The following is a 25,052-nucleotide window of genomic DNA, read 5'->3' on the forward strand; positions in this document are numbered from 1 at the left end:
ACCACCGGTCTCTGCCAGAACCTTGGTGATCGCCGCCGTCAGCGACGTCTTGCCATGGTCGACGTGACCGATCGTGCCGATGTTGCAGTGCGGCTTCGTCCGCTTGAAACTTTCCTTGGCCATTTCCGCAGTCCGTCTAAAACATCGACCCAAAGTGAATGGACAGACGGCGGATGCCGCTGCCCCCGAAACTCGTTTTGGCCGTTACCGGCCATTCAGCCACCAAGCCTGGAGCGGGTGATGGGAATCGAACCCACACAACCAGCTTGGAAGGCTGGGGCTCTACCATTGAGCTACACCCGCGTGCCTGGCTTCAAACCGATCTTCCGACCTTGCCGCCCGTCCGGTGCCACCCGCCGCCCCGGCTGGCCCCGAAGGGCCGTTTGGTGGAGGGGGTTGGATTCGAACCAACGTAGACATTCGTCGGCAGATTTACAGTCTGCTGCCATTGACCGCTCGGCCACCCCTCCACTTGGGGCGTGACGCGCAGGAGGACCTGCCCGCCAGAGCGCCGCACTATGGTGATTTGGCGGCCGGTGTCAATCGGAAACAGAAACATCGGGCCAAAGCCCGGCGAGCGGCGCGCAAAGCCTGCGGTTCCTCGCTGAAACAGGGTCGTCCGCATATGGCCCCGCCCGTCCCCGATTGCAAGTGCCGGAGGGCGCCCCACCGAATCCGCTTGCGCCGATTCTGCGCCCGGCGTAGAAAATAACTGACCAGTTAGTTAGTAATGGCGCCACCGTGAGCGACACCCCTCCCTTCGAAGACACCCCCCGCTGGCGCCGGCGCAAGGATGCCCGGCCCGCCGAAGTCCTGTCGGCCGCCCTCGGCGTCTTCATCGCCAAAGGCTTCGCCGGTGCCCGCATGGAAGACATCGCCCGTGCCGCCGGAGTGACCAAGGGCACGGTCTACCTCTACTTTCCCTCGAAGCAGGCGGTGTTCGAGGCTTTGGTGCGCGAGACCGTCATGCCCCGCCTCGACCTCGCGGAAGCCCTGATCGGCGGCCATGAGGGACCGGTGGCGCCCCTGCTGCGCAAGATCATCGAGACCCTGGGGGTGCAGGTCGCGACCACCGACCTCGCCCTCGTCGCCAAACTGGTCATTGGCGAGGCCGGCAATTTCCCCGAGATCGCGCGCTTTTACCGGAGCGAGGTGATCGCCCGGGGTGAGGCGCTGTTCGGCCGCATCTACCGGCTCGGTGTCCTGGGCGGGGAGTTTCCGGACCTGCCGGTCGAGGTCGCGACCAAGCTGGCGATCGGCCCGGTGCTGATCACCGCGCTCTGGCGCACCACCTTCGCCCCCATCGACGACCGCCCCTTCGACGCGGTCGCCGTGATTCGCGCCCATGCCGCGGTGCTGACCGCGGGGCTGGGTGCCCTGGCCGGAAAGGACCTGCCATGAGGAAACGCCTTGCCGCCGCCTTGCTCGCCACGCTCGGCCTCGCCGCCTGCGACGGGTCGGACGCCCCGGCCCATGTCCAGGGCTATGCCGAGGGGGAATTCGTCGCCGTCGCGCCGACCGCCGGGGGCCGCCTGACCGCCCGGCCGGTGACGCGCGGCATGAATGTCGCGGCCGGCGCCCTGCTCTTCACCCTCGACGATACCGAGGCACGGGCCAATCGCGACCGCGCCACCGCCAGCCTCGCGGAGGCGAAATCCCGCCTCGCCGATCTCGAGAAAGGTGCCCGGCCCGAAGACCTCGCGGTCATCGACGCCCGCATCGCCGAGGCCAAGGCCGCCCTCGACAATGCCGAGCTGGAGCTGACCCGCACCCGGCGCCTCGAAGTCTCGGCCAATGCCAGCCGTCAGGCGCTGGACAGGGCCAGCAGCACGGCCGAACAGGCCGCCGCCCGCCTCGCCTCCGCGAGGGCCGAGCGCGCCGCCGCCGTCCTGCCCGCCCGCGCCGACCAGCTGGACGCCGCCAGGGCCAATGTCGCCGCGGCCGAAGCCACCCTCGCCGCAGCGGACTGGCAGTTGTCGGAGCGGCGGGTGACGGCGCCTGTCGCCGGCATCGTCAGCGAGACCCTGCGCGACCCGGGCGAGAGCATCGCCGCCGGCACACCTGTCCTGACCCTGCTGCCGCCCGACGCGGTAAAGGTGCGCTTCTTCCTGCCGGAGCCGCTATTGCCGAAGGTGACGGAGGGCGGCCGCGTCACCCTTGCCTGCGACGGCTGCCCGGCCGGCCTCGCCGCCCGCATCAGCTATATCGCGCCGAAGGAGGAATTCACCCCGCCCACGGTCTATACCGTGCAGAACCGGCGCAGCTTCGTCTTCCTGGTGGAAGCACGGCCGGAGCCGGGCACCCTGCTCCGCCCGGGTCAGCCGCTCGACGTCACGCTGGTGCTGCCATGAGCGCCTTCGCCATCGACGTCGCCGGCCTCGTCAAGAGTTTCGGTGGCCGCCGCGTGGTCGACGATGTCTCGGTGCGGGTGGCGCGGGGCGAGATCATGGGCTTCCTCGGCCCCAACGGCTCGGGCAAGACGACGACGATCCGGATGCTCTGCGGCCTTCTCAAACCCGATGCCGGCGAGGGCAGCTGCCTTGGCTTCGACGTGCTGCGCCAGAGCGAGGAAATCCGCCGTCACGTCGGCTACATGACGCAGAAGTTCAGCTTCTACGAAGACCTGACCATCGCCGAGAACCTCGACTTCGTCGCCCGCATCTTCCACCTGTCCGACCGCCGCCGCCGGGTGCAGCAGACGCTGGACCGCCTCGGCCTCGCCAACCGGCGCCACCAGCTGGCGGGCTCGCTCTCGGGCGGCTGGAAGCAGCGCCTCGCGCTGGCCGCCTGCATCATGCACGAGCCGAAGCTCCTCCTGCTCGACGAGCCGACGGCCGGTGTCGACCCCAAGGCGCGGCGCGATTTCTGGGACGAGATCCATCTGCTCGCCGCCGAGGGCATGACCGTGCTCGTCTCTACCCACTACATGGACGAGGCGGAACGCTGTCACCGCATCGCCTATGTCGCCTACGGCCGCAAGTTGACGGAGGGCACGGTGCCTGAGGTCGTCGCCGGGGCCGGCCTGTCCACCTTCACCCTGCGCTCGGACGCGCCGGCCGCCCTCGCCCGCCGTCTGCACGGGCTGCCGGGGGTGGAGCTGGTCGCGCCTTTCGGCACTCTGCTTCACGTCTCGGGCCGGGACCGCCAGGCACTGTCGGCCAGCATCGAGGGCCTCGCCGGCGAAGGTCTTGCCTTCACTGCCAGCCCCGACCAGCCGACCTTGGAGGATGTCTTCATCCTGCTGATGGGCCAATCCGCGGATAATTTCGCATGAGCGGGCGCGGCCTCTCCCTCGCCCGGCTGGGCGCCATGGTGGTGAAGGAATTCATCCAGATGCGGCGCGACCGCGTCACCTTCGCCCTGCTGATCGGCATTCCGATCATCCAGCTGACCCTGTTCGGCTTCGCCATCAACAACGACCCCAAGGGCCTGCCGACCATCGTCCATGAGGCCGAATCCGGGCCGCACGGCCGCAGCATCCTGTCGGCCCTGCGCAATTCGGGCTATTTCGACCTCACGGGCGAAGCCACCTCCCGCGCCGAGGTCGACCGGGCGCTGGAACTCGGACGGGTGCAATTCGCCATCACCATCCCCGTCGGCTTCGAGCGCGCCCTGCTGCGCGGCGAGAGCCCGCAGATCCTGATCGAGGCGGATGCCAGCGATCCGTCGGCGACCGGCAACGCCATCGCCGCCCTGTCGCGCATCACCACGGATGCCCTCGCCCATGACGCGGGCGACCTGCCGGTGGCGACGACGGCACCGCCCTTCGGCCTGACCGTGCACCGGCGCTTCAACCCGGATGGCATCACCCAATACAACATCGTGCCCGGCCTGATCGGCGTCATCCTGACCATGACCATGGTGATCACCACGGCGATGGCCATGACCCGCGAACGGGAACGCGGCACGATGGAAAACCTGCTGGCCATGCCGGTCCGCCCGATCGAGGTGATGGCGGGCAAGATCGTGCCGCCTATCGGCATGGGGGCGATCCAGGTCGGCGTCGTCCTGCTGGCGGCGCGGGCGCTGTTCGGCGTGCCCATGACCGGCTCCTTCCCCGCCCTGATGCTGGCGGTGATGCTGTTCATCGCCACCAATCTGTGCATCGGCTTCACCTTCTCGACCGTCGCCCGCAACCAGTTGCAGGCGATGCAGATGTCCTTCTTCTTCTTCCTGCCCTCGATCCTGCTGTCCGGCTTCATGTTTCCGTTCCGGGGGATGCCGGGCTGGGCGCAGGTGATCGGCGAGGCGCTGCCGCTGACCCATTTCCTCCGCGTCGTGCGCGGGGTCATGCTGCGGGGCAACGGCTTTCCCGAGGTGGCGGTCAATGCCTGGCCCATGCTGGCCGTGCTCGCCGTCGTCACCTTCGTCGCCCTCAACCGCTACAAGCAGACGCTGGACTGATTGCGCGCGGCGGGGCGGCGGGCTAAACACGGGGCCATGGACAAGCGAAAATCCGGTGGCCGCCCGCATTCGGCCAAGCCCGGCGCCACCGGCGGCGGCAAGCCCCCCTTCGGCCCGAAACGCGGCCCCGCCAAGCCGGCGGGCAAGCCTTCCGGCCGCCCGGCGCAGAGCGCGCAGGGTGCTGCACCCGAGCGCCAGCGCCGCGCCCCGCGCGAGGCCGGCCTGTGGCTCTATGGCCATCACCCGGTGCTGGCCGCCCTCGGCAACGAGGCGCGGCGCTGCCACCGCCTGGTGACCAGCGTCGAAAGCGCGGACGAATTGCCCCCCGCCCTCGTCCAGGCGATCGAGGCGCGCGACATCCCGGTCGAAAGCGTGACCCGCGACGTCCTCGAGCGGATGCTGCCGCCCGGCTCGGTCCATCAGGGCCTCGCCCTCAAGGTCGAGCCGCTGGAAGAACTCTCCCTCGACGAGGCCTGCGCCCGCGACGACGGCGAGCGGGCCATCGTCGTCGTGCTCGATCAGGTGACCGACCCGCATAATGTCGGTGCCATCCTGCGCTCCGCCGCCGCCTTCGGCGCGCGGGCGGTGATCGTCACCGACCGCCATGCCCCGGGCGCGACCGCCGTCATGGCGAAATCCGCCTCGGGCGCGCTCGACGTCATTCCCCTCGTCCGCGTGGTCAACCTCGCCCGCGCCCTCGACGAGCTGGGCGAGATGGGCTACTGGCGCATCGCCCTCGACGCCGACGCGGGCCAGAGCCTCGCCGAATGCGACACCACGGGTTCGGTCGCCATCGTCCTCGGCGCCGAGGGCGTCGGCCTCCGCCGCCTGACGCGGGAGCGCTGCGACGTCATGGCGAAACTGCCGATCCAGGGCATGGAATCGCTGAATGTCTCCAATGCGGCGGCGGTCGCGCTTTACGAACTGGTGCGCGCGGGCTGACCTGCGAAGACGAACAACGGGGGAAATCATGGCCTGGTCGATCGACGTCCTGCCGGATCAGACGGGGCGCACCGCCGTCGTCACCGGCGCCAACAGCGGCCTTGGCTATCACACCGCCAATGCCCTCGCCGCCAAGGGCGCGCGGGTGATCATGGCCTGCCGCGACACCGCCAAGGCGGAAATAGCGGCGGCCGCGATCCGCGCCAATTTCCCGGAGGCGCAGGTGGAGGTCCGCCCCCTCGACCTGGCCGACCTCGCCAGCGTCAGCGCCTTCGCCGAAAGCCTCGCGGCCGATCTCGGCGCGCTCGACCTGCTCGTCAACAACGCGGGTGTCATGGCCCTGCCGTTGACGAGGACTCGGGACGGTTTCGAGATGCAGGTGGGCACCAACCACCTCGGCCATTTCGCCCTGACCGGAAGGCTGCTGCCCCTCCTCGAAGCCGCGCCCGCGCCCCGCGTCGTCACCGTCGCCAGCCTCGCTCACAAGGCCGGCAGTCTCGATTTCGAGGATCTGAACTGGCACAAGCGGCGCTACGACAAATGGCGCGCCTATGGCCAGGCCAAGCTGGCCAATCTGTCCTTCGCCCTCGAACTCGACCGCCGGCTGCGCGCCGCCGGCTGCCGTACCGTCAGCATCGCCGCACACCCGGGCTTCGCCGCCACCAACCTGCTGATGGTCGGGCCGAGGATGGAAAACTCCACCCTCGGCAAGATCGCCATGGTCGCGGGCGGCGGGCTGTTCGCCCAGTCGGCCGTGCAGGGCGCGATCCCGATCCTGCACGCCGCGACCGCCCCGGACCTTGCCCCCGGCAGCTATTGGGGGCCGAACGGCGCCTTCGAGCTGTGGGGCAAGGCCGCCGCCCCGGCGAAAAGCACCGGCGCCGCCCGCAGCGAAAAGAAGGGCGCCGCGCTCTGGTCCCTGTCGGAGACGCTGACCGGCGTCGCCTACCTCTCGAGCGCGGGTTGAAGGGCCACCATTTGCTCTTTCCCTCGGGCCGGGCTCCCGCTTATAAGGTCGCCTGTCCCCCGGACACCCGGTCCAGGGCCGCGTTAGCTCAGCTGGTAGAGCAACCGCCTTGTAAGCGGTAGGTCGTCCGTTCAAGTCGGACACGCGGCACCATCCCCCGGACATGGCGCGCGACCGCGAGCGCCAGCAAGGGCGGCACCGCATTGCCGATCATGGCGCGCACCCGGCCGAGGGTGCCGAAAAAGACGAAATCGTCGGGAAAGCTCTGGCAGCGCGCCGCCTCGCGGATGGTCAGGGCGCGCGTCGCCTGCGGGTGCACGTTGCTGGAGCCGGAGATCATGGCGAAAGTGGTCGCGACCGTCGCGGCCGGCGCATCCCAGCGCAGACGCTTGTAGGTCGTGTTGTAGCCCGAGCGGGGCCGCAGGGCCGGGTCCGGATGGTCATGCGCGCTCATCCCCTCGGGCACGTCGCGCAGCATCTCGACGACATGGCGCGGGTGGCGCACGGCGACATGCAGGGGATCGCGCGGATCGGCCTCGCCAGCCTCGAGCGGGGCGAGGTCGCCGATGGCGGCGCGTAAAGGGCGCGGCGGTCCGCCCGGCGCTGTCGGCAGGCCGGGCGCCCCATCCCGAGCGCCGATCACGAACCAGCGTCGGCGCGACTGCGCCACGGAAAAATCCGCCGCGTCGAGACCGCCCATGGCGAGGCGATAGCCGAGGGCGGCGAAGGCCCCGGCGATCTCGTCGATCACCAGCCCGCCCGCCGGTGTCCGCATCGAGGCCATCAGGCGGACATTCTCCATGACGAAGACCGCCGGCCGCAGGATGTCGACGACGCGCAGAAATTCCCGCCACAGCAGATTGCGCGGATCGTCGACCCGGCGCTTGCCGGTCAGGCTGAAGCCCTGACAGGGCGGCCCGCCGAAGACGACATCGACCGGCCCGAGGGTGGCGAGGTCTTCCGCCGTCACCTGCCGGATGTCGGTGCCAAGGGCACGACAATCGGGGAAATTGCGCAGGTGCACGGCCCGCGCCGCCGCCTCGATCTCGACATGGCCGACGACATCGAAGCCGGCCCAGGCGAAACCCGCGGTCAGCCCGCCGCAACCTGAAAACAGGGACAGGGCGGTGGGGCCGCCTCGCGGTGCCTGCGCCAGCGCCCGGCGGTGGCCGTCCGGCGGATCGAGGTCGCGAACGAAAGCCTCGGCCGCCGCCCGCTCGATCCGACCGCGCGGCGCCGCCTCGGCCCCACCACCGTGGAGGAGGCGCCAGCGCGCCTTGGCGCGGGGCCGCGCATCATCGGCGTCGAGGCGGCGGAAGGCAGCGCGGATCAGGGCGGCGGAAGCCGGGTCGGGCCGGCGCAAATCCCGCTCCCACTGCGAGAGGGCACGCTGGGGCAGGCCGGTCAGCCGGGCCAGCGCCGCCTGGCTGAGGGCGCGCGCCAGCCGCTCCCGCCGGATCCAGCCGGGCGCAGCCCTCACCCCCGCCCCCGGCTCAGATCCCCGGCGCCGACACAGGGAATGCCGCGCGCGGCGAAGGCCCGGCGCGCGGCATCCAGCGAGCCGCCAAGGTCGATGGCGCGGCAGGCGTCCTCGACCACCACGACCTCGAAACCGGCGGCATGGGCATCCTCCGCCGTGTAGCGGACGCAATAATCGAGGGCGAGACCGGCGACGAAGACCCGCGTCACCGCCCGCTCCCGCAGGTAACCGGCAAGGCCGGTCGGGGTCGCGCGGTCGTTCTCGAAGAAGGCGGAATAGGAATCAATCGCCGGGTCCCAGCCCTTGCGCAGCAAAAGCTGGCTGTTCGGAATGTCGAGGGCGGGGTGCAGCGCGGCCCCGGCGGTGTTCTGGACGCAGTGATCGGGCCACAGGGTCTGCGGCCCGTAAGCCATGGCCACGGTCTCGAACGGCTGGCGCCCGGCATGGGCGCTGGCGAAGGAACTGTGGCCGGCCGGGTGCCAGTCCTGGGTCAGCACCGCGCGCTCGAAGTGGCGGGCGAGGCTGTTCACCACCGGCACCACCGCATCGCCATCGGGCACCGCGAGCCGCCCGCCCGGGCAGAAATCATTCTGCACGTCGACCACCAGCAGCAGATCGCCCGCGCCCACCTGTCCCGGCTTCGACACCATCGCGCACTCCCGCCGCGTCACCGCGCCGATCCTAGTGTCGATTTTCGCCGGACGAAAGCACTCGCCCTTCTCGTCATGCCGGCGAAGGCCGGCAACTCGTTTCGTCATGCCGGCGAAGGCCGGCATCTCGTTTCATTCTGCCGGCTAAGGCCGGCATCTCGTTTCATCCTGCCGGCTAAGGCCGGCAACGCGGGCCGGAGTGGGCGCTTTCGTCGTCGAAAGACCCCGGCCTTCGCCGGGGTGACGAGAATTTTCTTCAGACAGGGACGCCAGCATGGCCGGCTGCCGCTTGATCCAGCGCAACGCGAAACGCCCCGCCTTTGGGCCAGGATCGCCGCAACGATAACGGAGAACAACCATGGCCGATGCCGGCGACCTGACCATTTCCCTCGAAAAACTGGCCTATTTCGTGGTCAAGGTCCGCGAATACGACGTGAAGGACGCGCCGAGCGATGTCGACGGCAGCTCCAACGCCAGCGACGACGGCATGGTTTCGGTGCTCGAGGATCACGGCGACGATCCGGTGCGGGCCGAGCTTTATGCCTTCATCAAGGGTCTGAACGACGACGAGAAGGTCGATCTGGTCGCCCTCGTGTGGCTCGGCCGGGGTGATGGCGATGCCGACGACTGGGAGGAATTGCGCGCGCAGGCGGCGGCCAACAACCACCGCACCGCCCGCTATCTGCTGGGCATTCCCCTCGTCGGCGACTTCGTCGAGGAAGGGCTGGAGCAGCTCGGCGCCTCGCTCTCGGAACTCGAAACCGAGATGCTCTGAACGGAATCAGTCCGCCGGGACATGGGCGGCGAGCTCGGCCAGCCAGACCGAGGCATCGCCGTCCGAGGGCGCGCGCCAGTCGCCCCGGGGCGACAACGAACCGCCCGAACTGATCTTCGGCCCGTTCGGCAGGGTGGAGCGTTTGAACTGGCTGGTGAAGAAACGGCGCAGGAACACTTCCATCCAGCGCCGGATTTCGGCCAGCGTATAGGCCCGGCGCTCCGCCGCCGGCAGGTCCATCGGCCAGACCCCGCTGTCCGCGTCCGCCCAGGCATGAAGAGCGAGATAGGCGATGCGCGACGGCCGGAAGCCGTAGCGGGTCAGGTAATAGAGTGTGAAATCCTGCAGGGCATAGGGCCCGACGATCTGCTGGGTCGACTGGATCGGCTGACCGGCCGCCGCGGGCACCAGTTCGGGCGAGATTTCGGTGGCGAGGATCGCCTGGAGAATCTCGACCGTCTCCTGATCGACATCGCCCGAGCGGGCGACGAAGCGGATCAGGTGCTGGATCAGCGTCTTCGGCACCGAGGCGTTGACGTTGTAATGGGACATATGGTCCCCGACGCCATAGGTGCACCAGCCGAGCGCCAGTTCCGACAGATCGCCCGTGCCGACGACGAGGCCGCCGTGGTGGTTGGCGAGGCGGAACAGATAGTCGGTGCGCAGGCCCGCCTGGACATTCTCGAAGGTGACGTCGTAAACCGCCCGCCCTTCGGCGTAAGGATGGCCCATGTCGGCCAGCATCTGACGCGCCGCCGGCCGGATGTCGATTTCCGCCGCCGTGACGCCCAGCGCCCGCATCAGCGCCCAGGCGTTGCCCTTCGTCTCGTCCGAGGTGGCGAAACCGGGCAGCGTATAGGCGAGGATATCCGAGCGCGGCCGGCCGAGCAGGTCCATCGCCTTGACCGCGACGATCAGCGCCTGCGTCGAATCGAGCCCGCCGGAGACGCCGATCACCGCCTTGGACAGACCGGTCGCCTGCAGGCGCCGGGCGAGGCCCTGAACCTGGATGTGATAGGCCTCGTAGCAATCCTCGCGCAGGCGCGCCGGATCGGCCGGCACGAAGGGGAAGCGTTCCACCTCCCGGCCGAGGGTGACGGTGCCTTCGGGCGCACCTTGTGTAAAGGCGACGATGCGGAAGGGGGTGTCCCCTTCCTCCCGCTGGCAGTCGCCGAACGTGTTCACCCGCATCCGTTCCTGTCGCAGGCGGGCGAGGTCGATATCCGCCGTCGCCATTTCCGCCATCGTGGGGAAACGCTCGGTCTCGGCCAGCAGGCGGCCGTTTTCGAACACGGCGGCCTGGCCGTCCCAGGCGAGATCGGTGGTCGATTCGCCCGGCCCCGCCGCCGAATAGGCATAGGCGGCGATCATGCGCGCCGACTGGCTGGCGCAGAGCAGGCGGCGATCCTCCGCCTTGCCGATGGTGATATTGCTGGCGGACAGGTTCAGCAGGATTTCCGCCCCGGCCAGCGCGCCCCTTGTCGAGGGCGGCAGGGGCACCCAGACATCCTCGCAAATCTCGACATGGAAGGTGTAGGCGATGGTCCCGGTCGAGCGGAACAGCAGATCCATGCCGAAGGGCACGCTGCGGCCGGCGACCGTGATCGCGCGCCCCACGACGCCGAGCCCGGGGGTGAAATGACGCCGCTCGTAGAATTCGCGGTAATTGGGCAGATAGGCCTTGGGCACCACGCCGAGGATTTCGCCCCGGTGAATGACGACGGCGGTGTTGTAAAGCCGCCCCTCGCACCGCAGCGGCGCGCCGACGACGAGGACGGGCAGCAAGTCCCTCGATTCGTCGGCGAGGCGAGCGATGCCCGCCTCCACCGCGTCGAGCAGGGCATCCTGGAACAGAAGATCGTCGATCGCGTAGGACGACAGGCCCAGTTCGGGGAAGAGCAGCACGGCCGTGCCGTCGACATCGCCCGCGCGGGCCAGTTTCAGCGTCTCCTCGACCGCGAAGGCCGGATTGGCCACGGCCGCGCGCGGCACGCAGGACGCGACGCGGACGAAGTCATGGGCATAGAGCGAAGCGAAATCCATCGGCGGCACAGATCCTGTTGCGGCCCGCCGCCGCTGCGGCGGGCTTTACCGGGCGGGCCGCGTCGGGGCCGCGCTCAGCGATAGACAAGTACAGGAATTTTCGAGTGCGTCAGCACTTTCGTGGTCACGCTGCCCAGAAGCAGGGCAGATATGCCCCGGCGGCCATTCGAGGCCATGACGATGAGGTCGCAGCCCTTGGCATCCGCCTGATCGACGATCGCCTTGTAAGGCTCGGCATGGACGACCACCGCGGCGTCGCAGGCAAGGCCCAGAGCCTCCGCCTTGGTCCTGGCGTCGGCCACGGCGGCCTTGGCCTGATCGAGGGCGCGCTGCTCGAACTCGGCGCGCAGCGTGTCGACCTGCAGAACCTCGGTGTAATAGATCGTCGGATAGGGCTCGGCGACGGCGAGCACGGAAACGCTCGCCCCCATTTCCTTTGCCAGCGCAAAGGCCGAATCGACCGCCGCCAGCGAAAGCGCGGAACCGTCGGTCGGCACGAGGAGATGTTTATACATGGCACTTTCCTTGATCTGACACGTTCAGTTTAGGCCCGCGCGGGCGAAGCGCCCCTTGATCGAAATCAATGGCCGCCGACCGAAGCGATCCGGATATTAACGATTGCCTTGCCGGCTTCAGACTGTACCCTTTCCGCGTGACAAAGGAGGGGAGCTGCCACCATGTCATCCTATCCCATCGAGAAGATCGAAGGCATTGGCCCAGTCTATGGCGCCAAGCTGAAAGAGGTCGGCATCGACACGACCGGCGAATTGCTGAAGGCGGCGACGACGCCCGCCGGCCGCGAGTCCCTCGCCGAGAAGACCGGCCTGACCACCAAACAAATCCTCGAATGGGCCAATCGCTCCGACCTGATGCGCATCAAGGGCGTGGGCGAGGAATATGGCGACCTGCTGGAATTCGCCGGGGTCGACACGGTGAAGGAATTGCAGCACCGCGTGCCGGCCAATCTGCACAAGAAGCTGGTCGAGGTGAACGAGGCGAAGAGCCTGGTGCGCCGCCTGCCGAGCGAGGCCGACGTCGCCGACTGGATCGAACAGGCGAAGTCCCTGCCCCCCACCCTGACCTATTGAGGGCCGGGGCCCCATCATGACCCATGTCGACAACCGGGGCCGCGGGCGCCGGTTGCTGTCGCTCGTACTTGCCGCCGTCCTCGGGCTCGGCCCGGTCGGCGCGGGCCTGTCCGCGCCGACGATCCGCCTCGCCACCGGTATCGCCGTCACCGCCCTGTGGCTCGGCCCCGGGGCGAGCGATGCCGAGGCGAAGCGACGCGGCGGATCGAGCGGCGGCTACAGCCGGCCCGGCAGCGGGTCGAGCAGCGGTTACAGCCGCACGCCCTCCTTCGGCGGCGGTTCGTCGTCCAGCGGCGGCTACACCCGCCCGGGCAGCGGCGGCTCGTCGTCCGGCAGCTGGGGCGGCTCTTCCGCCGGCTCCGACCGTTCGGCCTCGCGCAGCCAGTCGCGCGACGCGCTCGACGATTTCCTCAGCCCCGCGCCGTCGCGCACGCCCTCGACCCGGGACAGCGGCAGCACCGCGGGCAGCGGCAGCTGGGGCGATTATGGCAGCGCGCCCGCGCCGCGCCGGCGCACGACCACCGATTATTACGGCAGCCGCGGTTATCGCACACCGGACTATGCCTATGGCGGGCGCTCCAGCTTCGGTGTCTTCGACGCGGTCATGCTGTGGTTCCTGCTCGATACCCTGAGCGACCGCGGCCACGCCGACTTCTTCCGCGACAATCGCGACGACCCGGGCTACCGCGAATGGCGGGCCGAGGCGGACAAGGCGGCGGCAACCGACCCTGCGCTGAAGGCCAAGCTCGATGCCCTCGACGCCCAGCTGGCGGCGGCGCCGGGCGATCCGTCGCGCGCCGGGCAACTGCCGGCGGACGTCGCGCCGCCTCCGTCTTCCGGCGGCGGCTTCGGCCTTGTCATCGCGCTGCTCATTCTCGGCGTCATCCTGTTCATGATCGTGAAGAATCTGCGCCAGTCCACGACTGGCGCCGGCCCGGCGGGAAAGGTCAGCGACGTGAAGCAAACCATCGGCGGCAACGGCAGCGCCCTCGGCTCGGCCGCGGCGATCCTGCGCAACAAGATGTCAGGCGCGGTCTATCGGCCGGACCTGTTCCGGGTCGGGATGCCGCTGACCCTCGACCCGACGCCCTTCATCCTGGCCGAAGGCCTGACCAAGGTGGCGGCGCCCAAGGCGGCGACCGACAACGGCATGATCGGGGTCGACGCTGTCGGCACGCTGACCGACAAGGGCGGCACCTATCACCGGCTTTACCTCGAAGACGAAGGCGCCTTCTTCCAGCTCGTTCTCGACGCCCAGGGCTTCCCGTCGGAATGCCGCTACTTCCGGCAGTTCGACGAGGTGCAGCCGGCGGATCGCGACGAATGGTCGTTCTGGCTGGGCAAGGAGGACGGCATGATCGGCTGGCCCGAATTCGAGACCAAGGACGGCAAACTGTATAAGCGGGTGTGGAGCCCCGGCCCCAATCGCGTGCCCCCGCGCGAAATGCAGGAGACGCGCGAAGACCTGAACGGCAAGACCGAGGTCGGCCACAGCGCCATGCTCTATGCCCGGACGACTGGCGGCAAGGCGCCCGCCCCTGAAACCGAATATCTGCTGGTGACGGCGGTCAGGGGCGCGGGCGAAGCCTATGTCGCCCTGCACGCCGGCATCGACATCAACCCCAGCGCGCTTTCCCTCAGCTGATGGACATTGCCATGCCGTCGACCCTCGACCAGATCCTCACCATCCTCGGGACCGGCCTGCCGGTGCTCCTGACACAGCTCGGCGCCACCGTCGTTCTGCTGGGGATCGGTGTCGCCGTCTATCAGGCGATCACCCCGTTCCACGAACGCCGCCTGATCGCGGAAGGCAATGTCGCGGCCGGCGTCGTCCTCGCCGGCTCCATCCTCGCGCTGGCGATCCCGCTGGCGGCGACGCTCGCGACCTCGACCGTGCTCGCCGACATCGTGGTCTGGGGCCTTGTCGCCCTCGTCATCCAGCTTGTGACCTTTCTCGTCATCACCCTCGTCTTCCGCGGCCTGAAGGCCGGGGTCGAGGCCGGCAATGTCGCCGCCGCCCTCGGCCTTGCCGCGGCACAAGTCGCGGTCGCCCTGCTCAACGCCGGCGCCATGGCCGGCTGATCGTCCCATCTGTCCCGAAGAGGAAAGCCATGTTGACCTTCATCAAGAATCTGCTGGGCGTGAAGACCGACCAGGCGGTGCAGTCCGGCCTCGAGGCGCTGGTGCGCTGGGATCCCAAGGCCGCGACCGAGGCGGAACTGCGCACCATGGAACAGCATCTCGACCAGCTCGGCACCGAGGTCGCCCGCGCCCGTCTCGCCCTTGTGAAGGAGAAGAAGGAAGCGGATGCGATCAAGGCCCTGAGTGAACAGCGCCTCGCCGCCGCCGAAAGCCTGCAGGCCCAGGCCGATGCCGCCAACGACCCGGACCGCAAGGTCAGCCTGGAAAAGAGCCTCGCCCAGCTCCTCAAGCTGCTCGAGGAGATGGCGCCGGAGATCGACCGCGAGGTAAAGGATGCCGAGGACGCGCAGAGCTTCCTCGCCCAGCTCGAGGAAGCCTATGCCACGGCCGGCGCCAAGCTGAAGGAAGCGCGCAGCGAGCTGGAGCGCGCCCAGCGCCAGATGAGCCGGGCCGAACAGCAGCGCGAGATGGCGGAACGTCAGGCCGATGCCGCCAAGCGGGCCGCCGGCCTTGCCAGCACCACCTCGGGCCTCAGCGTCGCGCTGAAGGCGATGCAGGACGCGGCGGAAAAGGATCTGGTCGCGGCCGAAGCCGCCAATTCGAAGGCCAGCCTGCTGAAACCGACCAAGCCCGAGGAAGAGGATGCGAATATCGCCGCCGCCCTCGCCGCCGCCGCCGGCCCGAAGCCGGTGACGGTTACCGACCGCCTCGCCGCGATCAAGGCCAAGCTGGGCAAGTGAGGGCTGCGGGCCCCCGCCCGGCGCGGGGGCCCGGCCTTATTTGACGGCCGAGCTGCCTTCCAGCGTCGGGTCGCGCCGGGTCGCCGACGGCGGCACGACGGCCGGCGGGTAATCGTCGAAGAAGGTCGTGGTCGGCACCTGATCGCCGTCCGCCGCCGGGTCGCGCCGCGCGGCATCGGTGGCGGGTGCCGCCGCGCCGGTCGGCGGGGCCGAGAGCAGGGGCGGGCGATTCTCGTCGTCCGGTCCCTGGACCTGCTGGGCCTGAGCGACGAGCGAGCCGGCGACGGACAGACCGAAGGTCAGGCCAAGACCGGCGAGAAGGCGAAGACGGGAGGCGGACATGACGCAACTCCTTGTCCTTCCGGCAAAGGCTACCGGCGAACGGAATCGGGGGGAGAACATTCCTGTCCTGAACCTAAGTTCAGCCATCCCCCGGGGCAAGGCCGGTGGCGGGCGGGGGGACGACTGGCCCTTGCACCTTTGAACGGGGAAAAGCCTGCGCCCCTGCGCCTTCCCGGCGGAATCGGCGGCGATAATCGGACGGGCCGAGGCCGAGCCGGCGATGAAAATGGTGGCGCAGTGTTGCCGCCGTGCCGAAGCCGCAGGCCTGCGCGATCTGCTCGATACCGGCATTGCCGGTCTCCAGCAATTCGCGCGCCCGCTCCAGCCGCTGTTGCAGCAGCCATTCCCCCGGCGCAAGCCCGGTCGCCGCGCGGAAATGGCGAAGAAAGCTGCGCAGGCTCATGCCCGCGATCCGGGCCAGCGCGGGCAAGGGATGCGGCCGGTCCAGCCGCGCCAGCATATGGTCCAGCACCGGCGCCACCCGGGCCCCCACCGGGGCGCGCGGCACCGGCCGTTCGATGAACTGGGCCTGACCGCCGTCGCGATGCGCCGGCACCACCAGCCGGCGGGCGACCGCATTGGCTGCCTCGGCCCCGAAATCGCGCCGCACCAGATGCAGGCACAGGTCGAGGCCGGCGGCCGAACCGGCCGAGGTCAGCACCTGCCCCTCGTCAACATAGAGCACATCGGCCTCAACCGCGATGGCCGGGTAGCGTTCGGCCAGCCGCGCGGCATGGCGCCAGTGGGTGGTCGCGTGCCGCCCGTCGAGCAGCCCGGCCGCCGCCAGCACGAACACGCCGGAGCAGATCGAGAGCAGCCGGGCGCCCCGCGCCGCCGCCCGGCGCAAGGACGCGCACAAGGCATCGGGCACCGGCACATCGGCGCCGCGCCAGCCCGGCACGACGATGATCTCCGCCGCCTCCAGCAGATCGAGCCCGCCGTCGACCAGCAGGCGCACGCCGCCGGTCGCGCGCAGCGGCCCGGGATCGAGGCCGGCGACGGCGAAGCGATACCAGCCCGGCCCCATTTCGGGCCGCGGCAGGCCGAAGACCTCGACCGCGAGGCCGAACTCGAACGTGCACAGCCCGTCATAGGCGAGGACGACGACCAGCGGCCCGGTTTCGTTTGGCATGATCTTGACGATACTTGGCAATGGCGCCATCTGCCACCGGGAAGCGTATCGGGCGAGACTGCGCCATCCCCTCGCAGGAGCCCGCCATGCCGAGTGCCGTCGCCGAACATCCCGCCGCCAGCCCCGCCGAGGCCCTGGCCCATTTCAGCCGCAAGCTCGCCTTCGAGACCGATTGCGCCGATGTCTTCGCCGCGCTCGCGGCAGGGGCTGCCGATTTCGTGCTGCTCGACGTGCGCGGCCGGAAAGCCTTCGCCCGCGCCCATGTCCCGGGCGCGGTCAGCCTGCCCCATCGGGACATCAACGCCCGCAGGCTGGACGCCTGGCCGGCGGAGACCCTGTTCGTCGTCTATTGCGCCGGTCCCCATTGCAACGGCGCCGACCGCGCCACCCTTCGCCTCGCCGGCCTCGGCCGGGCGGTGAAGCTGATGATCGGCGGCATGACCGGCTGGGCCGCCGAAGGCTTCGCCTTCGAGGGAAGCTAACGAAGGCTTCGCCTTCGAGGGGGCTGAAGCACATTAGGGCTGCCGCCCCCCACCTCACCCCGTCCCTCTCCCCCCAAAGGGCGGAGAGGGGGATTGAGCCCTCTCCTCCCGGGAGGAGAGGGTGGGGTGAGGAGGGACGCCGGGTATCGCTTACTTCGCCCCGGCAGCCGCCGCCGCGTGGATGCGGTTGGCGGCGCTGGCGACGGCTTTCAGCGAGGCGACGGTGACGTTGCGGTCGCGACCGACGCCGAAGAGGGTGATGTTGCCCTCCCCCTTCATCTCGACATAGGTCACGGCCTCGGCGTCGGCGCCCTGGCCGACGGCGTGCTGGCTGTAGTCGACGACTTCGATGTCGATGCCCAGCTCCTTGGCCAGGCTGTCGCAGAAGGCGTCGATCGGGCCGGTGCCGGAGCCATGGATTTCCTTGGTCTCGCCATAGACCTTCACGCGCGAGGTGATCGAGCTTTCCTCGCCCGCGCTGTTCGCCGGCAGCGTGTTGTGATGGACGAATTCCAGCGGATATTTCGCCTCGAAATATTCCTTGGTGAACATGCCGTAGAGGTCGGCCGAGGTCACTTCCTTGCCGGTCAGATCGGTATGGCCCTGAACGACGCGGCTGAACTCGATCTGCAGCTTGCGCGGCAGGTGCAGGCCGTAGTCCTGCTCCAGCAGATAGGCGACGCCGCCCTTGCCGGACTGGGAATTGACGCGGATCACCGCCTCGTAGCTACGGCCCAGGTCTTCCGGGTCGATCGGCAGATAGGGCACTTCCCAGACGACGTCGTTCTGCTTGCGGCGCGCGGCCAGACCCTTCTTGATCGCATCCTGATGGCTGCCCGAGAAGGCGGTGAAGACCAGGTCGCCGGCGTAAGGATGGCGCGGGTGCACCGGCAGCTGGTTGCAATATTCGGCGGTGCGGCGCAGCTCGTCGATATCGTCGATCACCAGTTCGGGATCGACGCCCTGGGTGAACATGTTCAGGGCCAGGGTGACGACGTCGACATTGCCCGTGCGCTCGCCATTGCCGAACAGCGTGCCTTCGACCCGGTCGGCGCCGGCCATCAGCGCCAGCTCGGTCGCGGCGACGCCGGTGCCCCGGTCGTTATGGGGGTGCAGCGACAGCAGATAGCGGTCGCGCCACTTCACGTTACGGATGAACCATTCGATCTGGTCGGCGTAGACGTTGGGTGTCGCCATTTCGACGGTCGAGGGCAGGTTGAAGATCATCGGCTTTTCCGCCGTGGGCTGCCAGACGTCCATCACCGCCTCGCAGATTTCCTTGGCGAAATCCAGCTCGGTGCCGGTGAAGCTCTCGGGCGAATATTCCAGCACGATCTCGGTGTCGGGGATCTTGTGCACCAGGCTCTTGACCAGTTGGGTGCCCTTCACCGCGATGTCGATGATGCCGGCGCGGTCCAGGCCGAAGACCACCCGGCGCTGCAGGGTCGAGGTCGAATTATACAGATGGACGACGGCCCGCTTGGTGCCGCGGATCGCATCGAAGGTGCGGATGATCAGCTCTTCCCGGGCCTGGGTCAGCACCTGGACGGTGACATCGTCCGGGATCTCGCCATTGTCGATCAGATAGCGGACGAAATCGAAATCGGTCTGCGAGGCCGAGGGGAAGCCAACCTCGATTTCCTTGAAGCCCATCTTCACCAGGGTGCGGAACATGCGCAGCTTGCGATCGTGGCCCATAGGCTCGATCAGGGCCTGATTGCCGTCGCGCAGGTCGACCGAGCACCACAGGGGAGCCTTGGTGATGACCTTGCCCGGCCACTGACGGTTGGGCAGGTCGATGGGCTGGACGGCGCGGTATTTCTCGACGGGCATGACGGACATGGAAGTATTCCTGAAATTCGAATGGGGTCTGTGTTCGGCGTCTCGGGGGTCAGGCCGCGGCGGCAGGCGATAGCCGCGCCACGGCCCAGGTAAGTCGCGCAAGCGAATGCGGAACCACGGCAAGGGCGCGATGAACGACCGACAGGGGGCGACAGGAAGCGGGCATGGGAGAATGCTTTACCGGAGGCGATGGACCGAAGACGACAACTGGGAACACAAGGTTCCGCCCGACACCTGAAAGGCGCCGGTCAAATAAGTCGGCTAAGAAGGGTCCACGTCGTGCGGGTCATCATGGGCCGTACCATGACCGGCGGGAGGCCGAAAGGTCAAGCCCTTATTCCGCGCGCCAACGCGCATGGCCCTGCATGGCGTGCATTGCCAAGCTCGCGGGAAAGGGAGAGAATCCGCCGGTCAGTGCTTTTGGCGAGGATGGAATGTCCCGGTCCGAGGACGTCGACCCCACCGAGGAAACCATCCGCGCCCTGCCGCTGTGGCACGGCCCCATCGACATTTCCCCCTTGTCCGGCGGCATCACCAACCGCAACTTCGTGGTCCGGGATGGCACCCGCCGGGCGGTCGTCCGGGTCGGCGGCGATATCCCCGTGCATGGCATCATGCGTTTCAACGAACACGCGGCGAGCCGGGCCGCCGCCGCCGCCGGCATTTCCCCCGCGGTGATCGCGACCGGCCCCGGGCTGCTCGTCCTCGATTATATCGAAGGCCAGACCTTCGACGCCGCCATGGTGCGGGCCCGGCGCGACGACTGCACGGCACTCGTCGCCCGCGCCCATCGCGACATGACCGATCACCTGCGCGGTCCCCTGCTGTCGTTCAACACCTTCCATATCCTGCGCGACTATGGCCATGCCCTGCGGGACGGCGACCATCGCCTGCTCGACCGGCTGGCCGAATTCGCCGACAGGGCGGCGCGGCTGGAGCGGGCGGCGGGGGCCGTCGACCTCGTCTTCGGGCACAACGACCTGCTCGCCGCCAATTTCATCGACGACGGCAGGCGCCTGTGGCTGCTCGACTGGGATTACGCCGGCTTCAACACGCCGCTGTTCGACCTGGGCGGCCTGTCGTCCAACAACGGCTTCGGCGCCGAAGACGACGACGCCATGCTGGCGCTCTATTACGACAGGGCGCCGACCGACGAACTTCGCCGCCGCTTCAAGGCGGTGCAATGCGCCTCCCTGCTGCGCGAGGCGATGTGGAGCATGGTCTCGGAGCTCCATTCCGATCTCGAATTCGACTACATCGCCTATACGGGCGAGAACCTGGCGCGTTTCGAAGCCGCCTGGACCCTTTTCCTCGACATGGAATGATCATGAGCGATCTGCCTGCAAGCGCCAAAGTCATCGTCGTCGGCGGTGGCATCGTCGGCTGTTCCACGGCCTATCATCTGGCCAAGCGGGGCATCGAGACCCTGCTGGTCGAGCGGCACCAGCTCACCGCCGGCTCCACCTGGCACGCGGCGGGTCTCGTCGGCCAGCTGCGCACCTCGGCCAATATCACCAAGCTGCTGGGCTATTCCGTGGAGCTTTACCGCAAGCTCGAGGCCGAGACCGGGCAGGCCACGGGCTGGAAAATGAACGGCGGCCTGCGCCTCGCCTGCAACGCGGACCGCTGGATCGAGGTGAAACGTCAGGCGACCACGGCGCGCAGCTTCGGCCTCGAGATGCATCTGCTCAGCCCCAGGGAGGCGCAGGACCTGTGGCCGCTGATGACGATCGACGATCTCGTCGGCGCGGCCTTTCTTCCGACCGACGGTCAGGCCAGCCCGTCCGACATCACCCAGGCCCTGGCCAAGGGTGCGCGCATGGCCGGCGCCAAGATGGCGGAAAATGTCTCGGTTTCCGATTTCGTGATCGAGAACGGCCGCGTGCGCGGCATCGTCACCGACAAGGGCACGGTCCGGGCCGAGAAGGTCGTGCTCTGCGGCGGGCTGTGGACCCGGCTGCTGGCGGCGAAGGCCGGGGTCAATGTCCCGCTCTATCCCATCCGCCACCAATATATCATTTCGGACAGGATCCCGGGCGTTACCTCCAGCCTGCCCACCTTGCGCGATCCCGACCGTCTGACCTACTGGAAGGAAGAGGTCGGCGGCCTGGTCATGGGCGGTTACGAACCCAATCCCATTCCCTGGACCGGGCAGAGCGCGCCGGAGGATTTCGCCTTCCGCCTGCTCGACGATGATTTCGACCATTTCGAGCCGATCATGGAACTCGCCCTCGGCCGGGTGCCGGCGCTGGGCGAGACCGGCGTGAAACAGATGATCAACGGCCTCGAGAGTTTCACCCCCGACGGCAACTGGATGATCGGCGAGGCGCCGGAGGCGCCCGGCCTCTTCATCGGCGCGGGCTTCAACGCCTTCGGCATCGCCTCGGCCGGGGGCGCGGGCATGGCCCTCGCCGAATGGGTCGCGGACGGGGAGCCGCCCTACGACCTCTGGCCCGTCGACATCCGCCGTTTCGGCCGTAACCATCTCGATACCGGTTTCGTGCGCGACCGCACACTGGAAGCCTATTCCCGTCACTACACGATCGCCTGGCCGGCGGAAGAGTTCAACTCCTGCCGGCCCCTGCGCCGCTCCCCGCTCTACGACCGGCTGAAGGCGAAAGGCGCCTGTTTCGGCGAGAAGCTGGGCTTCGAGCGGCCGAACTGGTTCGCCGCCGAAGGCGAGACCCCGGCCGACCGCTATTCCTTCACCAGGCCCGGCTGGTTCGACGCGGTGGGGCGCGAGCACAAGGCCTGCCGCGAGGCCGCCGTCGTCTTCGACCAGACCAGTTTCGCCAAGGCCCATGTCATCGGCCGCGACGCGGAAAAGGCGATTGGCTGGATCTGCGCCAATGATGTCGCCAAGCCGCCGGGCAAGGTGATCTACACCCAGATGCTGAACGCGAAGGGTGGCATCGAGACCGACCTGACCCTGACCCGGCTGGCCGAGGATCGCTATTACATCGTCATCGGCACCGGCTTCGCCACCCATGACATGGACTGGATCCGGCGCAATATTCCGGCGGGGCTGGACGCCCATCTGGTCGATGTCACCTCGGGCTTCTCCGCCCTCTCGCTCATGGGGCCGAGGAGCCGGGACATTCTGGCGCGGCTGACCGACGCCGACATCTCGAACGAAGCCTTCCCCTTCGGCACGGCAAGGCAGATCCAGATCGGCGGCGCGCCGGTCCTCGCCATCCGCATCACCTATGTCGGCGAGCTGGGATGGGAACTTCATGTCCCCACGGAATTCGCGGCGACGCTTTACGACGCCCTGTTCGCGGCGGGCGCGGACCTTGGTCTTGCCGACGCCGGCTACCGTGCCATCGAGAGCCTGCGGCTCGAGAAGGGCTACCGCGCCTGGGGTTCGGACATCGGACCGGACCACAATCCCTATCAGGCCGGCCTCGGCTTCGCGGTGAAGCTGAAATCCGGCATCCCCTTCCTCGGCCGGGAGGCGCTGGTCGAGGCGAAGGCGAAGCCCCTGCCCCGGCTGATGGCGGGCTTTACCGTCGACGATCCCCGCGCCGTCCTGCTGGGCCGCGAGACCATTTACCGCGACGGCGAGCGGGTGGGCTGGCTGTCCTCCGGCGGCTTCGGCTACACATTGGGCAAGGCCATCGGCTACGGCTATGTCCGGCGGGAGGCCGGCGTCGATGCCGATTTCGTGCTGTCGGGCGCTTACGAACTCGAAATCGCCACCGAGCGCTTCCCGGCACAAGTCTCATTGCAGCCCTTCTACGACCCCAAGAGCGAGCGCGTGCGGGCATGATGCCCATCAAGGTTTCCCTCGAAGATTTGCGATAGCATAGCCCCTCAACGAAAGCGGGAACCGCATCGAAAGGAGCCGTCATGCGCTATTGGAGTGAACGGACCGTCGTCGCTGACGGTCAGGCCTTCGCGACCGAAGTGTTGAACGGCCGGGCAACCTATTACCTGAGCGCGACCGATGCCGCGGCGACCACGGTCACGGCCATGGCTCAGGACAGGCTGGGCGGTATCGGCGCGGGCGAGACGGTGCTCGTTGTCCCGAACACCGACGAATCCCTGCGCCCCTGGGGCGACCTCGGCGGTGATACCTGGTGGGAGGGCAACACGCCCGCCCATTTCTCGAGTGTTCTCACCCTGGCGGACGGCACGGGTATCCTGCTGTCCGGCAATCAGGCGGATTATCGCGGTGAAGAGGGCGAGCCGTCGGACTATGCCGAGCCCTATATCGAACGCACTGCGACCTTCGACTTCCACACCGCCTATCAACTGGGCGGAAGTCCAGCCTATGCCGACTACCGCTATCTCGCGACCGGCCACGACGTACAGGAAGATTTCGAGCAGCTCTTCTGGGTCGAGTGGGAAGAGGACGGCGAATATTATGGCGACTATCTAAGCGAAGACTGGCACATCTCGACGCATGAGGTCGTCGATGCCGCCGATCCGATGGCCTTCGACAGCGCGGCCTATCTCTACACCTATCGCCTCGATCACGACCGGGTGGGAACTTATGTCCGAGACTACGGCAGCAGCATCCCGATCAACGACCACAGCTCCACGCTCTATGCCCAGGTGGTTCTGCCTGGCGGAGGCTCGCAGCCGGCGGCGGTCGTGCTCGACACCTCGCCCGTGGGGACCGGCGTCCTGATCGAGCGGGCGGGCGGCCAGCTCGGCGTGCTCTGGATCAACGCGGCCTCGGTCTCGGCCCTGGCCCTGTCGCTCGCCGCCTTGCGGCCCGATGGCACCGTGGCGCGAACCTTCAACACGGCGATCGACCTTGGCGCGCTCTCGGGCGCGCCCACCCTGGTCGCGGCCACATCGGCGACGAACAAGGACATCTTCGCCGTGGTCGAGATCGGCAATGTGCCCTACCTCGTGCAATTCGACGCCGGCCTGCACCAGCAGGGTGAATTGACCCGGATCGCGGGCGGCCGCTGGACCGGTTCCAGCGCCGAGCATCTGGGCGATGTCTCGCTGGTCGCCCTGCCGGACGGCGGCGTGCTGCTCGCCTTCGGTGTCGACGGCGACGGTGTTTCGGGCGGCGACGATCACCGCATCGTGTTACAGCAGCTCGACGCGGATGGCCACCGGGTCGGCGCCACCCTGAAGATCACCGATGCCGACGGCGGCTGGTTCGATCTCGATGCCCTCGGCGACGGCCGGGTGCAGCTGACCTGGACCGACGACGGCCAGACCCTGTCCCGCGTGCTCGATACCGCGGCGGGGCCGCTGGTCACCGACGGGACGGCCGACAACGACGTCATCATCGGCACGGCCTATGGCGATACGCTGGCGGGCGGCGCGGGCAAGGACCAGATCGACGGCGGCGCCGGCAATGACCGCATCAGTGGCGGCGACGGCAACGACATTCTGATCGGTGGCGCCGGAGCGGACCGGATCGACGGCGGCGCCGGCCGCGATCTCCTGCGTTACGACAATGCCGTCACCGTCGACCTGCTCGACGCCTCGCTGAACACCGGCGATGCCGCGGGCGATGTCATCACCTCGATCGAGCAGTTTCGCGGCTCGCACCTCGGCGATGCCTTCCATGGCAGCGACGGGGCCGATGTCTTCGACGGCATGGCCGGCGACGACATCCTGGTCGGCCGGGCGGGCGATGACCTGCTGATCGGCAACGCGGGCGACGACACCATGACCGGCGGCGGCGGCCGGGATGAATTCCGCTATGCCGCGTTCGGCGACGGCGTCGACCGGATCACGGACTTCACCCGGGGGGAGGATGTCATCTCGATCCGGGCCACCGTCGTGGGCGAGACCTTCTATGTCATCGCCAATGACGCGCCCCGCCCGAACCGCGATGCCCCGACCTTCCTGTTCGACACCGACAGCAAGACCCTGTCCTACGACGCGGACGGCAGAGGCGCGATCGCGGCCATCGAAATCGCCGTCCTCGACGGCGTCGAGACCCTGGCCAAGGCGGATTTCCTGCTGATCGCCTGACCGCGGGGCCGAGGGCGGGTGTGCGTCCCGCCCTCGTCAGACCTCCCATGCCCTGCCGGCATGAAACCTTCGGACCC

At 68.4% G+C, this 25,052-nt stretch carries 22 protein-coding genes, 3 tRNA genes and 1 pseudogene; 16 read left to right on the forward strand and 10 right to left on the reverse strand.

Annotated elements, in window-relative coordinates; all coding sequences use genetic code 11:
• From DKG74_RS16465 to DKG74_RS16475, 3 genes are all read right to left on the reverse strand, one after another.
• The coding region (locus DKG74_RS16465; protein ID WP_243404149.1) for a GTP-binding protein at positions 1-123 on the reverse strand (123 nt) is incomplete at its 3' end.
• A gap of 106 nt (positions 124-229) precedes the next feature.
• Positions 230-303 (reverse strand) — tRNA-Gly (locus tag DKG74_RS16470).
• An 81-nt stretch (positions 304-384) separates the two neighbouring features.
• Positions 385-470 (reverse strand) — tRNA-Tyr (locus DKG74_RS16475).
• Between the two features lie 271 nt (positions 471-741).
• Here DKG74_RS16475 and DKG74_RS16480 point away from each other — a divergent pair.
• The 7 genes from DKG74_RS16480 to DKG74_RS16510 all read left to right on the forward strand — a co-directional run bounded on the left by DKG74_RS16480 (position 742) and on the right by DKG74_RS16510 (position 6,466).
• Positions 742-1,401, forward strand: a complete 660-nt coding sequence (locus DKG74_RS16480; RefSeq protein WP_165837728.1) for a TetR/AcrR family transcriptional regulator — start codon at positions 742-744, stop codon at positions 1,399-1,401.
• Positions 1,398-2,351 carry an HlyD family secretion protein gene (locus tag DKG74_RS16485; RefSeq protein ID WP_109907281.1) on the forward strand — a complete coding sequence of 318 codons (954 nt, stop codon included), beginning with the start codon at positions 1,398-1,400 and terminating at the stop codon, positions 2,349-2,351. Before DKG74_RS16480 ends, DKG74_RS16485 begins: the two co-directional genes overlap by 4 nt.
• Positions 2,348-3,274 (forward strand): ABC transporter ATP-binding protein, encoded by a 927-nt coding sequence (locus DKG74_RS16490; RefSeq protein ID WP_109907282.1) that lies wholly within the window; start codon positions 2,348-2,350, stop codon positions 3,272-3,274. The genes DKG74_RS16485 and DKG74_RS16490 overlap by 4 nt, the downstream gene beginning before the upstream one ends.
• A complete protein-coding gene (locus DKG74_RS16495) occupies positions 3,271-4,404 on the forward strand; it encodes an ABC transporter permease (protein ID WP_109907283.1) in 1,134 nt (377 codons plus the stop codon). Before DKG74_RS16490 ends, DKG74_RS16495 begins: the two co-directional genes overlap by 4 nt.
• Before the next feature lie 36 nt (positions 4,405-4,440).
• Positions 4,441-5,346 (forward strand): 23S rRNA (guanosine(2251)-2'-O)-methyltransferase RlmB, encoded by a 906-nt coding sequence (rlmB, locus tag DKG74_RS16500; RefSeq protein WP_109907284.1) that lies wholly within the window; start codon positions 4,441-4,443, stop codon positions 5,344-5,346.
• A 28-nt stretch (positions 5,347-5,374) separates the two neighbouring features.
• Positions 5,375-6,313 (forward strand): oxidoreductase, encoded by a 939-nt coding sequence (locus DKG74_RS16505; RefSeq protein ID WP_207779388.1) that lies wholly within the window; start codon positions 5,375-5,377, stop codon positions 6,311-6,313.
• Positions 6,314-6,390: 77 nt separating this feature from the next.
• Positions 6,391-6,466 (forward strand) — tRNA-Thr (locus DKG74_RS16510).
• A 70-nt stretch (positions 6,467-6,536) separates the two neighbouring features.
• Here DKG74_RS16510 and DKG74_RS22315 read toward each other — a convergent pair.
• Both DKG74_RS22315 and pncA read right to left on the reverse strand, forming a co-directional pair.
• A pseudogene (locus tag DKG74_RS22315) lies at positions 6,537-7,793 on the reverse strand (DNA cytosine methyltransferase); the annotation flags it as partial.
• Positions 7,790-8,443 carry a bifunctional nicotinamidase/pyrazinamidase gene (pncA, locus tag DKG74_RS16520; protein ID WP_109907285.1) on the reverse strand — a complete coding sequence of 218 codons (654 nt, stop codon included), beginning with the start codon at positions 8,441-8,443 and terminating at the stop codon, positions 7,790-7,792. The pseudogene DKG74_RS22315 and the gene pncA, both read right to left, overlap by 4 nt.
• Positions 8,444-8,801: 358 nt before the next feature.
• Here pncA and DKG74_RS16525 point away from each other — a divergent pair, with 358 nt between their 5' ends.
• On the forward strand, positions 8,802-9,218 hold the full coding sequence (locus DKG74_RS16525; RefSeq protein WP_109907286.1) for a DUF3775 domain-containing protein: 417 nt from the start codon (positions 8,802-8,804) through the stop codon (positions 9,216-9,218).
• A 6-nt stretch (positions 9,219-9,224) separates the two neighbouring features.
• Here the strand turns inward: DKG74_RS16525 and DKG74_RS16530 are convergent, their stop codons facing one another.
• Together DKG74_RS16530 and DKG74_RS16535 are read right to left on the reverse strand one after the other, a co-directional pair.
• A complete protein-coding gene (locus DKG74_RS16530; protein WP_109907287.1) occupies positions 9,225-11,261 on the reverse strand; it encodes an NAD(+) synthase in 2,037 nt (678 codons plus the stop codon).
• 74 nt (positions 11,262-11,335) lie between these two features.
• Positions 11,336-11,776 carry a universal stress protein gene (locus DKG74_RS16535; RefSeq protein WP_109907288.1) on the reverse strand — a complete coding sequence of 147 codons (441 nt, stop codon included), beginning with the start codon at positions 11,774-11,776 and terminating at the stop codon, positions 11,336-11,338.
• Between the two features lie 162 nt (positions 11,777-11,938).
• On the opposite strand from DKG74_RS16535, the gene DKG74_RS16540 reads away from it, so the two are divergent.
• From DKG74_RS16540 to DKG74_RS16555, 4 genes are read left to right on the forward strand one after another with little or no spacing between them, the layout of a single operon-like run.
• Positions 11,939-12,349, forward strand: coding sequence for a DUF4332 domain-containing protein (locus tag DKG74_RS16540; RefSeq protein ID WP_109907289.1), 411 nt, complete (start codon positions 11,939-11,941; stop codon positions 12,347-12,349).
• Positions 12,350-12,365: 16 nt separating this feature from the next.
• A complete protein-coding gene (locus tag DKG74_RS16545) occupies positions 12,366-13,994 on the forward strand; it encodes a DUF2491 family protein (RefSeq protein ID WP_109907290.1) in 1,629 nt (542 codons plus the stop codon).
• An 11-nt stretch (positions 13,995-14,005) separates the two neighbouring features.
• Positions 14,006-14,431: a DUF350 domain-containing protein gene (locus DKG74_RS16550; protein ID WP_109907428.1), complete on the forward strand. Its 426-nt coding sequence runs from the start codon at positions 14,006-14,008 to the stop codon at positions 14,429-14,431.
• 29 nt (positions 14,432-14,460) lie between these two features.
• On the forward strand, positions 14,461-15,231 hold the full coding sequence (locus tag DKG74_RS16555; protein ID WP_109907291.1) for a hypothetical protein: 771 nt from the start codon (positions 14,461-14,463) through the stop codon (positions 15,229-15,231).
• A 36-nt stretch (positions 15,232-15,267) separates the two neighbouring features.
• Here DKG74_RS16555 and DKG74_RS16560 read toward each other — a convergent pair whose 3' ends face one another.
• Both DKG74_RS16560 and ftrA read right to left on the reverse strand, forming a co-directional pair.
• The gene (locus DKG74_RS16560; protein ID WP_109907292.1) at positions 15,268-15,573 is read right to left on the reverse strand and encodes a hypothetical protein; all 306 of its coding nucleotides are present in this window, start codon (positions 15,571-15,573) and stop codon (positions 15,268-15,270) included.
• 79 nt (positions 15,574-15,652) lie between these two features.
• The gene (gene ftrA / locus DKG74_RS16565; RefSeq protein WP_243404155.1) at positions 15,653-16,705 is read right to left on the reverse strand and encodes a transcriptional regulator FtrA; all 1,053 of its coding nucleotides are present in this window, start codon (positions 16,703-16,705) and stop codon (positions 15,653-15,655) included.
• 86 nt (positions 16,706-16,791) lie between these two features.
• Between ftrA and DKG74_RS16570 the strand changes: the two genes are divergently transcribed.
• The gene (locus DKG74_RS16570) at positions 16,792-17,187 is read left to right on the forward strand and encodes a rhodanese-like domain-containing protein (RefSeq protein WP_109907294.1); all 396 of its coding nucleotides are present in this window, start codon (positions 16,792-16,794) and stop codon (positions 17,185-17,187) included.
• 150 nt (positions 17,188-17,337) lie between these two features.
• On the opposite strand, the gene leuA is transcribed toward DKG74_RS16570, so the two are convergent.
• Entirely contained in the window at positions 17,338-19,029 is a 1,692-nt protein-coding gene (gene leuA / locus DKG74_RS16575; protein ID WP_109907295.1) for a 2-isopropylmalate synthase, read from the reverse strand.
• Between the two features lie 434 nt (positions 19,030-19,463).
• On the opposite strand from leuA, the gene DKG74_RS16580 reads away from it, so the two are divergent.
• From DKG74_RS16580 to DKG74_RS16590, 3 genes are all read left to right on the forward strand, one after another.
• Entirely contained in the window at positions 19,464-20,354 is an 891-nt protein-coding gene (locus DKG74_RS16580) for a choline kinase family protein (protein ID WP_109907296.1), read from the forward strand.
• Between the two features lie 2 nt (positions 20,355-20,356).
• On the forward strand, positions 20,357-22,798 hold the full coding sequence (locus DKG74_RS16585; RefSeq protein ID WP_109907429.1) for a GcvT family protein: 2,442 nt from the start codon (positions 20,357-20,359) through the stop codon (positions 22,796-22,798).
• An 80-nt stretch (positions 22,799-22,878) separates the two neighbouring features.
• On the forward strand, positions 22,879-24,975 hold the full coding sequence (locus DKG74_RS16590; protein WP_109907297.1) for a calcium-binding protein: 2,097 nt from the start codon (positions 22,879-22,881) through the stop codon (positions 24,973-24,975).
• Positions 24,976-25,052 lie beyond the last annotated feature (77 nt).

The sequence above is a fragment of the Zavarzinia aquatilis genome, assembly GCF_003173035.1.
Taxonomy (GTDB): Bacteria; Pseudomonadota; Alphaproteobacteria; order Zavarziniales; family Zavarziniaceae; genus Zavarzinia; species Zavarzinia aquatilis.

Excerpts from the sequence above, each read along its gene's own strand:
- DKG74_RS16485 (WP_109907281.1), top strand. The coding sequence starts at position 1,398 with ATGAGGAAACGCCTTGCCGCCGCCTTGCTCGCCACGCTCGGCCTCGCC.
- DKG74_RS16490 (WP_109907282.1), top strand. The coding sequence starts at position 2,348 with ATGAGCGCCTTCGCCATCGACGTCGCCGGCCTCGTCAAGAGTTTCGGT.
- DKG74_RS16495 (WP_109907283.1), top strand. The coding sequence starts at position 3,271 with ATGAGCGGGCGCGGCCTCTCCCTCGCCCGGCTGGGCGCCATGGTGGTG.
- rlmB (WP_109907284.1), top strand. The coding sequence starts at position 4,441 with ATGGACAAGCGAAAATCCGGTGGCCGCCCGCATTCGGCCAAGCCCGGC.
- DKG74_RS16505 (WP_207779388.1), top strand. The coding sequence starts at position 5,375 with ATGGCCTGGTCGATCGACGTCCTGCCGGATCAGACGGGGCGCACCGCC.
- pncA (WP_109907285.1), bottom strand. The coding sequence starts at position 8,443 with ATGGTGTCGAAGCCGGGACAGGTGGGCGCGGGCGATCTGCTGCTGGTG.
- DKG74_RS16525 (WP_109907286.1), top strand. The coding sequence starts at position 8,802 with ATGGCCGATGCCGGCGACCTGACCATTTCCCTCGAAAAACTGGCCTAT.
- DKG74_RS16530 (WP_109907287.1), bottom strand. The coding sequence starts at position 11,261 with ATGGATTTCGCTTCGCTCTATGCCCATGACTTCGTCCGCGTCGCGTCC.
- DKG74_RS16535 (WP_109907288.1), bottom strand. The coding sequence starts at position 11,776 with ATGTATAAACATCTCCTCGTGCCGACCGACGGTTCCGCGCTTTCGCTG.
- DKG74_RS16540 (WP_109907289.1), top strand. The coding sequence starts at position 11,939 with ATGTCATCCTATCCCATCGAGAAGATCGAAGGCATTGGCCCAGTCTAT.
- DKG74_RS16545 (WP_109907290.1), top strand. The coding sequence starts at position 12,366 with ATGACCCATGTCGACAACCGGGGCCGCGGGCGCCGGTTGCTGTCGCTC.
- DKG74_RS16550 (WP_109907428.1), top strand. The coding sequence starts at position 14,006 with ATGCCGTCGACCCTCGACCAGATCCTCACCATCCTCGGGACCGGCCTG.
- DKG74_RS16555 (WP_109907291.1), top strand. The coding sequence starts at position 14,461 with ATGTTGACCTTCATCAAGAATCTGCTGGGCGTGAAGACCGACCAGGCG.
- DKG74_RS16560 (WP_109907292.1), bottom strand. The coding sequence starts at position 15,573 with ATGTCCGCCTCCCGTCTTCGCCTTCTCGCCGGTCTTGGCCTGACCTTC.
- ftrA (WP_243404155.1), bottom strand. The coding sequence starts at position 16,705 with ATGCCAAACGAAACCGGGCCGCTGGTCGTCGTCCTCGCCTATGACGGG.
- DKG74_RS16570 (WP_109907294.1), top strand. The coding sequence starts at position 16,792 with ATGCCGAGTGCCGTCGCCGAACATCCCGCCGCCAGCCCCGCCGAGGCC.
- leuA (WP_109907295.1), bottom strand. The coding sequence starts at position 19,029 with ATGTCCGTCATGCCCGTCGAGAAATACCGCGCCGTCCAGCCCATCGAC.
- DKG74_RS16580 (WP_109907296.1), top strand. The coding sequence starts at position 19,464 with ATGTCCCGGTCCGAGGACGTCGACCCCACCGAGGAAACCATCCGCGCC.
- DKG74_RS16585 (WP_109907429.1), top strand. The coding sequence starts at position 20,357 with ATGAGCGATCTGCCTGCAAGCGCCAAAGTCATCGTCGTCGGCGGTGGC.
- DKG74_RS16590 (WP_109907297.1), top strand. The coding sequence starts at position 22,879 with ATGCGCTATTGGAGTGAACGGACCGTCGTCGCTGACGGTCAGGCCTTC.